Consider the following 13,839-nt stretch of genomic DNA (forward strand, 5'->3'; position numbering starts at 1 on the left):
AAATCAGGTTTGAATTACACCCAGGTTGAAGTCTTTCTCAATTGGAGCATGGTTGGCTGCTTCGATTCCCATAGACACCCATTTTCTCGTCTCCAGAGGATCAATAATGGCATCTGTCCACAGCCTTGCTGCCGCATAGTAGGGAGAAGTCTGTTCATCGTATCTTGCCTTAATTTTTTCAAAAACTTCTTTTTCTTTTTCCTTATCCACTTCCTCGCCTTTTTTCTCAAGAGCCGCGGTTTCGATCTGGGTGAGTACCTTGGCAGCCTGGGTTCCTCCCATAACTGCAAGTTCAGCACTTGGCCAGGCAACAATAAGTCGTGGATCGTAAGCTTTTCCGCACATCGCATAATTACCGGCTCCATAGGAGTTTCCAATTATAACGGTGAATTTTGGAACTACCGAATTGCTCACGGCATTTACCATTTTGGCTCCGTCCTTAATGATTCCGCCATGCTCGCTCTTGCTTCCAACCATAAAACCTGTTACATCCTGAAGGAATACCAGCGGAATTTTTTTCTGATTACAATTCGCGATAAAGCGGGTGGCCTTGTCGGCAGAATCTGAATAGATCACTCCGCCAAATTGCATTTCTCCTTTTTTAGTTTTCACGATCTTACGCTGATTCGCTACTATTCCAACCGCCCAGCCATCGATCCGGGCATAACCGGTAATGATAGTCTGGCCATATCCTTCTTTGTACTCTTCAAATTCAGAATTATCGACCAGTCGATAGATGATCTCATGCATATCATATTGATCGCTTCTTTTTTTAGGAAGGATACCGTAGATATCTTCCTGCTTTTCTTTTGGCGCTCCGGCTTTAGAACGATTAAAACCGGCCCTATCAAAATCACCGATCTTATCCATGATGTTTTTAATACGTGTAAGGGCGTCCTTGTCATCTTTAGCCTTATAATCGGTTACCCCGCTAATTTCACTATGTGTGGTTGCGCCACCCAGAGTTTCATTGTCTATTGATTCGCCAATAGCAGCCTTTACAAGGTAACTGCCGGCCAAAAAGATACTTCCGGTCTTTTCAACGATCAGCGCTTCGTCGCTCATAATAGGCAAATAAGCACCTCCAGCGACACAAGAGCCCATTACCGCTGCAATTTGAGTTATTCCCATACTGCTCATCACGGCATTATTCCGGAAGATCCTTCCAAAATGCTCTTTGTCCGGGAATATCTCATCCTGCATGGGAAGATATACACCCGCGCTATCCACAAGGTAAATTATGGGTAACCGGTTTTCTATGGCAATCTCCTGGGCGCGCAGGTTCTTTTTTCCGGTGATAGGAAACCAGGCTCCGGCTTTTACCGTAGCGTCGTTCGCAACCACTATGCATTGTTTACCAGAAACGTAACCTATCTTTACTACAACACCACCGCTTGGGCAACCACCATGTTCTTCGTACATGCCTTCTCCGGCAAATGCCCCTATCTCGACAGATTCCTTCTTTTCATCAAGAAGAAAATCGATCCTTTCGCGAGCCGTCATTTTGCCTTTGGAATGGTGTTTCTTAATTCGCTTTTCCCCACCGCCTAATTTTATTTTTGCCAGCTTTTGTCTTAGACTAGAAGATAAAAGCTTATTATGATCTTCATTTTTATTGAAGTTAATATCCATTATTTTGAATTTTTTACAATAATTTGAATAAATGAATGGGATTCCTTTTAAATAAATCTGTTTTCTGAAGAATTTTTAAGAATTTCCTTTCAGAAAAGGCTTTCGGCTAAAATACAAAAACGCCGGAACTCTTGGTGCATTCACCGAATCATTAAAAATAGCCGATATTTGTTTTAAATCTTATTTAAATGAAAATGAATAAAAATACCATATTTGGCTGGGCGTCTTTTTTAACTTTTCTTGTAGGTGTCGCACTGGTGCTTTTGGGAGTATTAAAATATGAGGACTACGCGATAGGTTTTTCAACCACGGGAATAGGTTTCTTCTTTATCTCCTGGGTATTCAATGCGCTTAAAGGAAGAGTATAAAACGAACTCAATTGACTATGGATAATACACGAAGAAATCAGCTGACAAAACATCTGGATGGAGGCCTCGCCTTTACTTCAATGGATAATTTCCTGGATAATATCACTTTTGAAAAGATTGGAAAACGACCTAAAGGTCTCCCTTATTCTTTTTATGAAGTGTTCTATCATATTGCTTTTGCGCAGAAGGATATTCTGGAATACACCATATCAGGGGATTATAAGACCGCTTCCTGGCCGGATGATTACTGGCCTGGTGTTCCCGAGCCGGCAAGCGAAGATGAATGGGAAGACCTAAAAGCTGATTTTTTTGAAGACAGAAGAATTCTTAGGGAATTCATCCTTGATCCCAACAATGATCTTGATGCCCCCATAATGAACTCTGAAAATCACAGCCTGCTTCGGGAAATACTTCTTGTGATAGAGCACTCTGCATATCATACCGGCCAGCTTGTCCTTATTCAGCGATTATTAGGTGTTTACAATAATTGAATTCTCTGAAAATTTCAGGATATTTGCATACTTAAATTAATACTAGAAAAATTAAATAAAAATATATGTCAGACGATAAGAAAGTTATCTTTTCGATGTCTGGGGTGACCAAGACCTTCCCCAAGGCGAATACCCCGGTATTGAAGAATATTTACCTGAGTTTCTTTTACGGAGCCAAGATTGGGATACTGGGACTAAACGGTTCAGGGAAATCCACCTTGCTGAATATAATTGCCGGAAAGGATCAGAATTATCAGGGAGATGTGGTTTTCTCTCCTGGCTATAGTGTAGGACTTCTTGAACAGGAACCTGAACTGGATGAGGAAAAAACGGTACTGGAGGTGGTGAAAGAAGGAGTAGCCGATACTGTTGCTGTGCTTGATGAGTATAACAAGATCAATGATATGTTTGGTCTACCGGAAGTCTATGAAGATGCCGATAAGATGCAGAAGCTTATGGATAAGCAGGCTGAACTTCAGGATAAGATAGATGCCAGCAATGCCTGGGAACTTGATACCAAACTTGAGATCGCAATGGACGCTCTGAGAACTCCTGAACCGGATAAAAAGATATCTGTACTTTCAGGGGGTGAAAGAAGAAGAGTGGCGCTTTGCCGTTTATTGCTTCAGGAACCGGATATTCTTTTACTGGATGAGCCTACCAACCACCTTGATGCAGAATCTGTGCACTGGCTGGAGCACCATTTACAACAATATAAAGGAACGGTAATCGCGGTAACTCACGACCGTTATTTCCTTGATAATGTAGCAGGCTGGATTCTTGAACTTGACAGGGGAGAAGGAATCCCATGGAAAGGAAATTATTCTTCGTGGCTTGATCAGAAATCCAAGAGGCTGGCACAGGAACAGAAGCAGGCGAGTAAACGCCAGAAAACTCTGGAACGTGAGCTTGAGTGGGCCAGAATGTCTCCAAAAGGAAGACAGACCAAGCAGAAGGCCAGGCTTAAGAATTATGATAAGCTTTTGAGCCAGGACCAGAAACAGATGGACGAGAAGCTGGAGATATATATTCCAAATGGTCCAAGACTTGGTACTAATGTGATAGAAGCCAAAGGTGTAAGTAAGGCATTTGGTGATAAATTACTTTACGAGGATCTTAATTTCAATCTTCCGCAGGCAGGGATCGTTGGGATCATTGGACCTAACGGTGCAGGTAAGACGACAATTTTCAAAATGATCATGGGAGAAGAAGAACCCGATAAAGGAAGTTTTGAAGTTGGTGAAACTGCAAAGATCGCTTATGTGGATCAAAGTCACGCCAATATAGACCCTGAAAAGACCATATGGCAAAACTTCAGCGATGAGCAGGAACTCATCATGATGGGCGGGCGCCAGGTGAATTCGAGGGCATACCTGAGTAGGTTCAATTTCAGCGGAAGCGAGCAGAACAAAAAAGTGAGCATGCTTTCCGGTGGAGAAAGAAACCGACTGCATCTTGCGATGACCCTGAAAGAAGAAGGAAACGTGTTGCTTCTTGATGAGCCTACGAACGACCTTGATGTAAATACACTGCGTGCTCTGGAGGAAGGTTTGGACAACTTCGCGGGTTGCGCTGTAGTGATCTCTCACGACCGTTGGTTCCTGGATAGAATTTGTACTCATATCCTGGCTTTTGAAGGAGATTCCCAGGTGTATTTCTTCGAAGGTAGTTTCTCAGACTACGAAGAAAATAAGAAGAAACGACTTGGAGGAGACATCATGCCGAAGCGCATCAAGTATAAAAAGCTGGTTAGATAAAAGCTTTAAGCTATAAGTCTAATGCAATAAGCAAAAAAGGAATGATTATTAAAATCATTCCTTTTTTAATTTTGTCAAAAGTCAAAAGTCTCATTTTTTAGCTTAAAGCTTAAAGCTTAAAGCTTAAAGCTTATGGCTTAGAGCTTTTAGTCTTCTTTTCAGGCATTGGCCCGCGAAGGTGAATGACGAGTCCGTCAAGGAAATTTCGCAGGAACTGGTCTCCACACTCCTTATATTTTTCGTGACCTTCTTTGCGGAAGATCGCTCCTAATTCACTTTTTGAAACTCTGAAATCAACCAGTGCACAGATCTCAACAATATCATCATTGGTCAATTTATGTGCAACTCTTAGTTTCTTGAAAATATCATTGTTTGTTAATGCCATGCTCCAAAGGTAATTTATTTTACAAGGAACTGTTTTGTATTAAGGCTAAGTTTTCTGGCGAGGCTTTCAATTTTCTTAAGATCATTTTTATTTTCAATGGCGTCCCGGGCGTCTTCCAGTAAAGTAGTGGCTTCTTTATCTATCACTTCATAGTAGTAGGAGTCACTGGCTTTCTGCGATTTAAGGTATAAGAACATAATGCTTAATTTCTGAACCAGGGTCACATCGTGTTTACAATATACCCTTATTGATGCAAGTACATTATACATCAATTCTTCAAAATTAACAGTGCTGATTTTGATATAGAGCTTCCCATCTCTTGAAATACTGCTATCGTCACGCTTTTGCATGCGCAGAGCAAAAAGTTCAGTCAGATAATCTATCCCGTTCATGGCTGTCCCTGGATCGTTAATCCCCGGCGACATAGCTTTCACAATGATCTCTGTAATCTGTTTAAATGCAAGGGCGTAGTTTTGTGTAACCAGTTCCCCGCGGGTAAAATTAAAACTGGAAAGTATTTCTTTCACGGAATCTTCGTCAAGCTCTTTTTTAGATTTAAAAACGGGAATTCCTTTTAATACGAAAATTCCTTTGACGGGAAGTATTTCCAATTGATTTTCGTTCTTTTCACATATATCAAGAAGATTCCTTGTGAGAATATTTTGAAAATAACCTGTTTTGTTAGTGTGATACTCAAACCAGTCAGAGCTATCCGGAAAATCAGGTTTTGCTTCAGATTCCTTTTCAATTAAATAAATAAGGCGGTCTTCTGCCAGATGAAAAATTCGCTCAAGGATATTATTGATCTGGATGTTATGCGAAATGTTATGAATAAAATAGATGAAGGCACAGATACAAACCACTGTAAACAAAATTCCAAGAAGAACAGAAAATCCCGGGATCTGATATTTATCGCCTGTGGGTTGTATTGAAAACAGGGTAAAAATGCAGAACAGTATCGTAAAAAGATAAATTCCTAAAATTACCTGGTGATTCTTATCTGATATTAGACCCGGTAATAATCTCGGAGAATAGTTACTTGATGCCTGGTTCAGTAATACCATTACCATCGAAAAACTAAAAACCATCATGGATATGAGCCCTGTAATGCAGGCACTAAGAATAGTTAGAGCAGTATTACCATTGTCGACTACCAGTACCGGAACATTTTCCAGTAGATATTCTGAGATACCTCTCTCTTCCAGGTAGATCATGAAAAAGGCAAAATTAAATCCCACAGCGGCTAAAAGAGTAGGATAGAAGGCAATATTGTTCCTTATTCGGGCAATAAAGGAGCTGAGGTTATTAAAAACCTTTTTCATGCGGATGGATTTGTTTTAAAGGTAATTAATCTTAGTTCATATTTTATAAAAATTACTCGAAACACGTCAAAATGACATATTTAAAATCTAAAAAGGCGACAAACAGTCAGTTTATGAGTAATGGTATCCAGATTGCTATATTTTAATCGAAAAATAATTGATTAATAACCATAAAATATATAAGCCATGAGTCTAATTAAAAGAAACGACACAAATTGGTTGCCATCAGTATTCGATGATATGTTCAGAACTGACTGGCTAGGAGGAACTACAAACGTAAACAGCATTGGGACCAGTATTCCTGCTGTAAATATCAGGGAAGATGATGATAGTTTCAATGTACAGGTTGCCGCCCCGGGTAAATCCAAGGAGGATTTCAATATTGAATTGGATAATGATGTACTGACAATCTCGGCCGAGGAAAAAAGAGAAAATGAGACTACCGATAAGAATGGCCGTTTTACAAGAAAGGAATTTAGTTACAGCAACTTTAAACGTTCTTTCAGCCTTCCTGATTCGGTAGATAGTTCGAAGATTTCTGCCTCCTATAATAATGGAGTTTTAGAAATAGCGCTTCCTAAAAAAGAAGAAGCTAAAGTTCAGGCCAAGAGAATGATCGATATATCATAACCTGAAAAATTGAATTAGTTAAAGAGAAAACGCCCTGATGGGGCGTTTTTTTATTTCTAATACTCCCGGAGGAGCCAACAAATACTCAGATTTTAATTAAGCATAACGGTTATTAAAATAGTAAGGAAATTGTTTTTAATACATCGTGGTATGACCAAAATCATACTCTATCAACGTTGATACTTTTAAATTAGGCTACGCTTAAAGCGTGTGTTGTGAAATGTCCATATAGAGATGACATTTCATCCGCTCACAAATAAATTTAACCAGATGAAAAGTTTACTCTTAGGTAATGAAGCGCTTGCTCAAGGCAGTATTGATGCTGGTTTATCAGGTGTTTACGCTTATCCCGGCACGCCTTCGACTGAAATTACCGAATATATTCAAAAATCAAAACTTGCACAGGATCTCAAGATACATACAACCTGGTCGGTTAATGAAAAGACGGCCATGGAAGCTGCTTTAGGAATGTCTTATGTTGGCAAAAGATCTATGGTGGTTATGAAGCATGTAGGTTTAAATGTGGCTTCAGATGTGTTTATGAATATGGCCGTTTCAGGGATAAATGGCGGACTGGTAGTTGTTGTAGCCGATGATCCTTCCATGCATTCCTCCCAGAATGAACAGGATTCCAGATTTTACGGGAAATTTGCGATGATCCCTATTCTGGAGCCATCAAATCAACAGGAAGCCTATAATGTGATGTCTTACGCCTTTGATCTTTCCGAAGAATTACAACTACCTGTTTTATTAAGAATGGTCACCCGTTTATCGCATTCCCGGGCAGGCATAGAAACAGGTGAAAAAAGAGACCAGAACGGTATGAACTTACCGGAGGATACTTCACGTTTTGCTTTACTTCCTCTAAACGCGAGAAAGCAGTATGACATTCTGGTAGATAAAAAGGAAATTTTAATTGAACGTTCTGAAAAATCAGATTTAAACACCTTAAAATTAAGTAAGAATAAGGGTACAGGCATCATAGCTTGTGGGTTGGCATATAACTATTTGATGGAGAATATAGGAGAAAATGAAGCTTCCTATTCGGTTCTGAAAATATCACAGTATCCTTTGCCTAAAGAAAAGATAAGGGCTTTATACCGGCATTGTGATAAAATCTTAGTGATGGAGGAAGGCTATCCTGTGGTGGAAGAATTATTGCACAACTATTTTGATGAGAATGATAAAATAAAAGGAAGGTTATCCGGAGATCTACCAAGAACCGGCGAATTAAACCCTACAGTAGTCGGTAGCGCTTTGGGATTGATTCAGGAAAAAGTTACTCCTGTTTCTTCTGTAGTTACTCCAAGGCCTCCACAACTTTGTGAAGGTTGCGGGCATACTGATCTTTTTAATACCATAAATGAACTCATTCCTGAGATCGGGGACAAAAATGTTTTCGGGGATATTGGTTGTTACGCTCTTGGTGCCTTACCTCCTTTGAATACCATCAATACCCTGATAGATATGGGAGCATCCATAACCATGGCGAAAGGAGCTGCTGATGCGGGAATGGAGAATGCCATTGCGGTTATTGGTGATTCCACTTTTACACATTCCGGAATGACAGGGCTTTTGGATGCCGTTTATGAAAACTCGCCAATCACGGTCATTATTTCAGACAACTCTGCCGTTGCCATGACCGGAGCTCAGGAATCAACTGCAGTGGGAAGATTGCGTAAAATCTGTTTGGGGATAGGCGTTCATCCGGATCATCTGAAGACTATGGTGCCTTTAAAAAAGAATCACAAAGAAAATGTGGAGCTATTACGGAAAGAATTGAATTACAAAGGTGTTTCAGTCATTATTTCTGAGAGACCTTGTGTGAGATTATCCAGAGATCAGAAAGAGGAGATCAAGGCCAGAATTGCGTCATTGAATTGTGAGTGTAATTGACCAGTTGAAACCATTAAACAGAAACAGATGAAAACAAATATCATATTATCAGGTGTAGGCGGACAGGGGATTCTTACTATCGCCGCGGTCCTGGATACAGCAGCCTTAAGCGAAGATTTGTTCATTAAACAATCAGAAGTTCACGGGATGAGCCAGCGTGGCGGAGCGGTTCAATCGCATGTGAGAATATCTGATAAGGAAATATTTTCAGATCTGATTCCGGAAGGACAGGCCGATCTGATATTATCGGTAGAACCGATGGAATTGCTGAGGTATACCCCTTTCTTGAAAAAAGACGGCTGGCTGGTTACAGATTCAGAGTCTTTTGTGAATACTTCCAATTATCCTGAAAAAGGTGATCTTTTCCATCAGATAAAACAACATCCAAATCATGTGATTGTAGATGCAACTGAAATCGCTAAAAAGATAGGGAATTCCAAAATTGCCAACATTGTGTTACTGGGAGCCGCATCAGGCATAATACCTTTATCCGAAAAGAGCTTGCTTGAAGCCATAAAGAAATTGTTCCAGCACAAAAGTGAAAGGATTATCAAACTAAATCTGGAAGCTTTCAATGAAGGAAAAAAAGTAGCCGAAGGAATCACTGATGTTGCTAACAGTAATTAGATTCCTGTAAAATAACTGCACTTTATGAGAGGCTGATTTTAGAACTTTGTAGGGCTCTTTTAATTGTTTCAGATAAGATAATAACTCCTTTCTCAATGTGTTCCTTTGGCATATTTGAAAACGAAAGCCGCAATCTGTCGTCCTTTTTACTTGCGGGATCAAAGGTCCTGCCCGTTACAAACACAACTCCTTTGGAAACCGTTTCTTTGAAAATGTCCGTAGACTTAATATGCGGTGGTAATTTAAGCCAGATATAAAAACCTCCTTTGGGTTCGTTCCAGGTGATCTCTTTGGGCATATGGGTTTTCAAATGTTTTTGAAGCAAGTTCTTGCGCTCCAGATATTCCTTCCTCAAAAATGTTAAATAGGGCTCCAGTTTATGTTGGGCCAAAAAATCATTGGCCAATATCTGCATGAAATTGGACGTACAAGCATCCATTGACTGTTTGACCGTTTCTGCTTTTTCAAAGATCTCTTCGGAAGAAAGCATAAAGCCTAGTCTGAAACCAGGGCCCAGTATTTTTGAAAATGAACCTGTATAGATGATTTCAACATTCTCTACACCAAATGATTTCATGGATCTGGTAAGGTGTTTTTCATCTTCATTAAAATAGAGGTCACTGTAAGCATCATCTTCCAGTAATATTATTCCTGTACCCGATAATACTTCCAGGAGTTGTTTTTTTCTTTCAGGAGTATAAATGATTCCCGCCGGATTGTGATAGTTAGGTGTGACATACAGAAATTTAGGCTTCCGGTCTAAGGATGCAATCTTACTTTTTAAAGCCTTTATATCAATCCCATCCTTATCAATGGGGATACTGTGTATCTCGGCTCCTGCAGTTTCAAAAACCGACAAAGCTCCTACAAAACTGGGATTTTCTGTTAATATGATATCACCTTCGTTTACAAATTCCTGGGTAATTATTGCGATGGCCTGAAGAGAACCGGTGGTGATCAAGATTCTGTTTTCACCAACAGGCAATCCTTTTTCTTTCAAATAGCTTTCCAGTGACTTGATGAGAGGAGGATATCCTGAGGTTGGGCCGTATTGAAAACATAGTTTTTTTATGTCTTCAGGCAAGGATTTATAGATATCATCGATTTGATCCACGGGAAACAGATCATTATTTGGCATTCCGCCGGCAAATGAAATCAGGTTTTTTCCAGAAGCCTGTTTCATTAATTGTTTAATGTCTTCTGAATGCATGGAATTGACCGCCCTTGAGAATGCATACATAGCCTGAAAGGTTTAGCTGGTTTATCAAAATAACAAAAAGGAAATCGAACATATCCTGATGAATGTCAGTTAAAATCATATTTCAAATGACTTCCTTTACAATTACTAAATTCCTTGCTTTCTATGCTTCATTCAAAACTGATTCATCCAAAAAGCATTGTTGTCGTTGGGGGCTCTGATAATATTCACAGTCCTGGCGGAAGAGTTTTAAAAAACCTGCTCGACCATGATTTTAAGGGACAATTATTTGTTGTCAATCCCAAACAGGACAGTGTGCAGGGAGTTAAATCTTATAATCATATTAATGATATTCCTGAAGTAGACCTGGCAATAATCGCTATCTCGGCCAACTATGTTTTGGATACCGTTAGGGTTCTTACCCGACAGAAAAATACCAAAGGCTTGATAGTCTTTTCTGCTGGTTTCAGTGAAAAAGATAAAAAAGGCGAAAAGCTGGAAAGGGAAATTGTTGAAATGATCAATGAAGCTGGTGGAAGTTTATTAGGTCCAAACAACATTGGATTGATAAATGAGAATTACACCGGGGTTTTTACCACCCCAATTCCAAAACTGGATAAAAAGGGAGTTGATTTTGTATCCGGTTCTGGTGCCACGGCCGTTTTTATTATTGAAGCGGCAGAAAGCATGGGACTAACATTTTCGGGCATTTACAGTGTAGGAAACAGTGCTCAGATAGGAGTGGAGGAAGTTCTGGAATATTTAGACCACTCTTTTGATCCGGAAAGAAGCTCGAAAGTCAAGCTGCTCTATATTGAAAGCATTAAGAACCCGCTCAAGTTTTTAAACCATACGGCATCATTAATGCGTAAAGGTTGCAAGATAGCTGCTATTAAGGCCGGGAGTTCCGAAGAAGGGAACAGGGCTGCTTCCTCACACACGGGAGCTATAGCCAATTCAGATGTTTTTATAGACACCTTGTTTAAAAAAGCGGGAATAATTCGTTGCTATGGCAGGAATGAATTGATTATTGTTGCCGGCATACTCTTGCAGACGGAATCAAAAGGAAAGAATATTGCGATTATCACGCATGCGGGAGGACCAGCCGTAATGCTGACCGATGTTCTTTCAAAGAACGGACTGAAAATTCCTCATTTGGAAGGTGAAGAAAGTGAAACATTGTTGAGCCAGTTATTTGAGGGATCTTCGGTATCCAATCCTATAGATTTTTTAGCAACAGGTAATGCACAGCAATTAGAAGCTATTATTGATTTTTGCGAAAATAAATGTCCGGAAATTGATGCCATGGCGGTCATTTTTGGAAGCCCGGGTTTAACAGGTGTAGATGATGTATATGATGTACTGAATAAAAAGATCAGGACATCTAAAAAACCCATATATGCTATTTTGCCATCTGTGGTGAATGTGAAGAATGAAATCCGGGATTTTATAAAGAAAGGTAATATCGCGTTTCATGATGAAGTCTTATTCGGGAATGCACTCGCTAAGGTATATAATCAGATAACTGTCACTGAGAAAGTCCAGGATCCTGACCTAAATTCGTCCAAAAAGATAAGAGCCCTGATAGATAAATTTTCTAACGGCTATATACCAACAGAAGCAGCCATTGAATTGCTGGATTATGCCGGGGTGAAATTTGCTGCTCCGGTTTATGTTAAGAATGAAGCCGAGCTAAAAAAAGTTTCAAAGTCTGTTACATGCCCGGTAGTTATGAAGGTTGAAGGACCTTTACATAAATCAGATGTTGGTGGGGTCATTTTGAATATTTCCAATGAAACCGGATTATTGGATAGCTTCCATAAGTTGATGCGAATTGAAGGTGCAAACTCTGTTATGATCCAGCCTATGATTAAGGGGATGGAACTATTTATTGGAGCTAAAAAGGAAACTAACTATCCTCATGTAATTTTATGCGGAATGGGAGGAATTTTTGTGGAAATATTAAAAGATATAAGTGCCTCAATGATTCCTGTTTCGGAGAAAGAAGCTGTAAAAATGATCACGGATCTGAAAGCATATCCAATGTTAAAAGGGGTGAGGGGACAAAGTGGTATAAACATCCAGTCCTTTGCTGAAACGATCGTAAAAATTTCAGATCTATTGACTATGATTCCTGAAATTGCAGAATTAGACCTTAATCCTCTTATGGCTACAAAAAATGATCTGACTGCTGTAGATGTAAGAATACGTATTGAAAAATAAGTGGTTTATTCTCTGATCAAGATAAGGCTCTTACATTTGTTCTCGTCGTTGCATATAGTAAAAGTTCCTTTTTCAATTGTCGATCAGGATCCACCTGTTCCCGGCACTTTGGATTGTAAAAACCTGCTGAGGTTTGATACTAAGTATCTTGGAATTGGTCCTTAAGTCAAAAAGATCATCTCCTCCCTGGAAAATAAAAGTTTTTTCAGAGTTCCCCGGCCAGTTCAATAGTCGGATGACCCTTCCTTTATTGGCTGCGGATGGAGGAATTATCAAACCGGATACCTGATTGTTAATTCTCAGGGTTCCAATATCATCGGTGATCATAAAATCTCCTGTTGAACTTGTGGTTGAGGAGTAGTTTTCAAAACCCGCATTTGCCCATGAAACTTGCCCGTTTGCATTGGTCATCATTACCTGGCCCTCAGTCCCTCTTGCTGTAGGTAATACATATTCTGTGTCGGGAGTTAGGCCAATTCCCAGCCTTCCTGCAAAATACCCGGCGAATACATTACTATTGGTATCTCCTAAAGCAATACTGTAAATTCCATATATATTTCCAACCCCCTGAACGCTTCCAATTTCCGAATAGATCCCATAATTATTGCTTTTTGCGCCAAAAGTGCGACCAACACGGTTGAATATTCCATAGATGTCATTGGTTCCGGTATTCTGGTATGTTTCATTAAAAATACCATAATGAATTCCGGTTCCGGCTCCGCCTACATTCGTCTTGATCCCATATTTGGTTCCGTTTGTAGCGCTCCGGTTGTCATTAATAATTCCATAGGTGGTCAGGTTATCGGTCGCAGAATTGGCATTATCTACTTCCAGACCTTTTTTCAGGCCAAGATCTTTACCTGTACCAATTGCGATCTGTAATCTGGAGGTGATCTGGTCGGTTCCAATCCCAACACTGGCATCCCTGTAAATAAGATCGGTTAAATTATTCGGGCTGCTTGTTGTCCCCGGTTTATAGAAGTTGGATACTGAAGCATCTGCCAGCATGGGTTTCCATTTGGTCTCTAACGCATTCCAGTAATAAAAACCAGAATTATAACCGCTAATGTTCTTATTCAGAAAAACGAACATTCCGTGCTGGTCACTTCCGGGATTATCCGAAGGAAATTTTTCAATCCTCGGGATTAATATACCATCTATATTGGCAGGATTATCTTTATCGGTGGCTATAATATCCAGTTGAGCCTTTGGAGTTGAGGTGCCAATCCCAACCTGAGCACATAGGTTACTACTTAATAGCAGAAAGAAAAAAGCATAATAATTTCTCATTGACAAACAGATTTTGTTTG

General features: G+C 39.8%; 12 protein-coding genes. 7 read left to right on the forward strand and 5 right to left on the reverse strand.

Going from position 1 to position 13,839, the window contains the following annotated elements; translation table 11 throughout:
- Positions 1-3: 3 nt before the first annotated feature.
- Complete coding sequence (locus EZJ28_RS06735) at positions 4-1,632, reverse strand: acyl-CoA carboxylase subunit beta (protein WP_131396197.1); 1,629 nt, start codon at positions 1,630-1,632, stop codon at positions 4-6.
- A 188-nt stretch (positions 1,633-1,820) separates the two neighbouring features.
- Between EZJ28_RS06735 and EZJ28_RS06740 the strand changes: the two genes are divergently transcribed.
- From EZJ28_RS06740 to ettA, 3 genes are all read left to right on the forward strand, one after another.
- Positions 1,821-2,000, forward strand: coding sequence for a CAL67264 family membrane protein (locus EZJ28_RS06740; RefSeq protein ID WP_131396199.1), 180 nt, complete (start codon positions 1,821-1,823; stop codon positions 1,998-2,000).
- 17 nt (positions 2,001-2,017) lie between these two features.
- Positions 2,018-2,491: a DinB family protein gene (locus EZJ28_RS06745; protein ID WP_165499040.1), complete on the forward strand. Its 474-nt coding sequence runs from the start codon at positions 2,018-2,020 to the stop codon at positions 2,489-2,491.
- A gap of 65 nt (positions 2,492-2,556) precedes the next feature.
- Positions 2,557-4,248: an energy-dependent translational throttle protein EttA gene (ettA, locus tag EZJ28_RS06750; protein ID WP_131396203.1), complete on the forward strand. Its 1,692-nt coding sequence runs from the start codon at positions 2,557-2,559 to the stop codon at positions 4,246-4,248.
- A 130-nt stretch (positions 4,249-4,378) separates the two neighbouring features.
- Here the strand turns inward: ettA and EZJ28_RS06755 are convergent, their stop codons facing one another.
- Together EZJ28_RS06755 and EZJ28_RS06760 are read right to left on the reverse strand one after the other, a co-directional pair.
- Positions 4,379-4,633 carry a DUF1456 family protein gene (locus tag EZJ28_RS06755; RefSeq protein WP_131396205.1) on the reverse strand — a complete coding sequence of 85 codons (255 nt, stop codon included), beginning with the start codon at positions 4,631-4,633 and terminating at the stop codon, positions 4,379-4,381.
- A gap of 14 nt (positions 4,634-4,647) precedes the next feature.
- Positions 4,648-5,955, reverse strand: a complete 1,308-nt coding sequence (locus EZJ28_RS06760; RefSeq protein ID WP_131396206.1) for a DUF2254 domain-containing protein — start codon at positions 5,953-5,955, stop codon at positions 4,648-4,650.
- Positions 5,956-6,141: 186 nt separating this feature from the next.
- Here EZJ28_RS06760 and EZJ28_RS06765 point away from each other — a divergent pair, with 186 nt between their 5' ends.
- The 3 genes from EZJ28_RS06765 (at position 6,142) to EZJ28_RS06775 (ending at position 9,108) form a co-directional block, all read left to right on the forward strand.
- Positions 6,142-6,585 carry an Hsp20/alpha crystallin family protein gene (locus EZJ28_RS06765; RefSeq protein ID WP_131396208.1) on the forward strand — a complete coding sequence of 148 codons (444 nt, stop codon included), beginning with the start codon at positions 6,142-6,144 and terminating at the stop codon, positions 6,583-6,585.
- A gap of 270 nt (positions 6,586-6,855) precedes the next feature.
- Positions 6,856-8,481: a thiamine pyrophosphate-dependent enzyme gene (locus EZJ28_RS06770; RefSeq protein WP_131396210.1), complete on the forward strand. Its 1,626-nt coding sequence runs from the start codon at positions 6,856-6,858 to the stop codon at positions 8,479-8,481.
- Positions 8,482-8,508: 27 nt separating this feature from the next.
- Positions 8,509-9,108, forward strand: a complete 600-nt coding sequence (locus EZJ28_RS06775) for an indolepyruvate oxidoreductase subunit beta (RefSeq protein ID WP_131396212.1) — start codon at positions 8,509-8,511, stop codon at positions 9,106-9,108.
- Between the two features lie 22 nt (positions 9,109-9,130).
- Here EZJ28_RS06775 and EZJ28_RS06780 read toward each other — a convergent pair whose 3' ends face one another.
- Positions 9,131-10,348: a PLP-dependent aminotransferase family protein gene (locus tag EZJ28_RS06780; RefSeq protein WP_131396214.1), complete on the reverse strand. Its 1,218-nt coding sequence runs from the start codon at positions 10,346-10,348 to the stop codon at positions 9,131-9,133.
- Positions 10,349-10,471: 123 nt separating this feature from the next.
- Between EZJ28_RS06780 and EZJ28_RS06785 the strand changes: the two genes are divergently transcribed.
- The gene (locus EZJ28_RS06785) at positions 10,472-12,529 is read left to right on the forward strand and encodes an acetate--CoA ligase family protein (RefSeq protein ID WP_131396216.1); all 2,058 of its coding nucleotides are present in this window, start codon (positions 10,472-10,474) and stop codon (positions 12,527-12,529) included.
- A 72-nt stretch (positions 12,530-12,601) separates the two neighbouring features.
- On the opposite strand, the gene EZJ28_RS06790 is transcribed toward EZJ28_RS06785, so the two are convergent.
- Entirely contained in the window at positions 12,602-13,819 is a 1,218-nt protein-coding gene (locus EZJ28_RS06790; protein WP_131396218.1) for a hypothetical protein, read from the reverse strand.
- Positions 13,820-13,839 lie beyond the last annotated feature (20 nt).

The organism is Gramella sp. KN1008, assembly GCF_004332155.1.
Classification (GTDB): domain Bacteria; phylum Bacteroidota; class Bacteroidia; order Flavobacteriales; family Flavobacteriaceae; genus Christiangramia.

Bases quoted from the DNA above. Each gene is read 5' to 3' on its own strand.
- EZJ28_RS06790 (WP_131396218.1), bottom strand. From the start codon at position 13,819: ATGAGAAATTATTATGCTTTTTTCTTTCTGCTATTAAGTAGTAACCTA.
- EZJ28_RS06745 (WP_165499040.1), top strand. From the start codon at position 2,018: ATGGATAATACACGAAGAAATCAGCTGACAAAACATCTGGATGGAGGC.
- EZJ28_RS06740 (WP_131396199.1), top strand. From the start codon at position 1,821: ATGAAAATGAATAAAAATACCATATTTGGCTGGGCGTCTTTTTTAACT.
- EZJ28_RS06735 (WP_131396197.1), bottom strand. From the start codon at position 1,632: ATGGATATTAACTTCAATAAAAATGAAGATCATAATAAGCTTTTATCT.
- EZJ28_RS06770 (WP_131396210.1), top strand. From the start codon at position 6,856: ATGAAAAGTTTACTCTTAGGTAATGAAGCGCTTGCTCAAGGCAGTATT.
- EZJ28_RS06760 (WP_131396206.1), bottom strand. From the start codon at position 5,955: ATGAAAAAGGTTTTTAATAACCTCAGCTCCTTTATTGCCCGAATAAGG.
- EZJ28_RS06765 (WP_131396208.1), top strand. From the start codon at position 6,142: ATGAGTCTAATTAAAAGAAACGACACAAATTGGTTGCCATCAGTATTC.
- EZJ28_RS06755 (WP_131396205.1), bottom strand. From the start codon at position 4,633: ATGGCATTAACAAACAATGATATTTTCAAGAAACTAAGAGTTGCACAT.
- ettA (WP_131396203.1), top strand. From the start codon at position 2,557: ATGTCAGACGATAAGAAAGTTATCTTTTCGATGTCTGGGGTGACCAAG.
- EZJ28_RS06775 (WP_131396212.1), top strand. From the start codon at position 8,509: ATGAAAACAAATATCATATTATCAGGTGTAGGCGGACAGGGGATTCTT.
- EZJ28_RS06785 (WP_131396216.1), top strand. From the start codon at position 10,472: ATGCTTCATTCAAAACTGATTCATCCAAAAAGCATTGTTGTCGTTGGG.
- EZJ28_RS06780 (WP_131396214.1), bottom strand. From the start codon at position 10,348: ATGTATGCATTCTCAAGGGCGGTCAATTCCATGCATTCAGAAGACATT.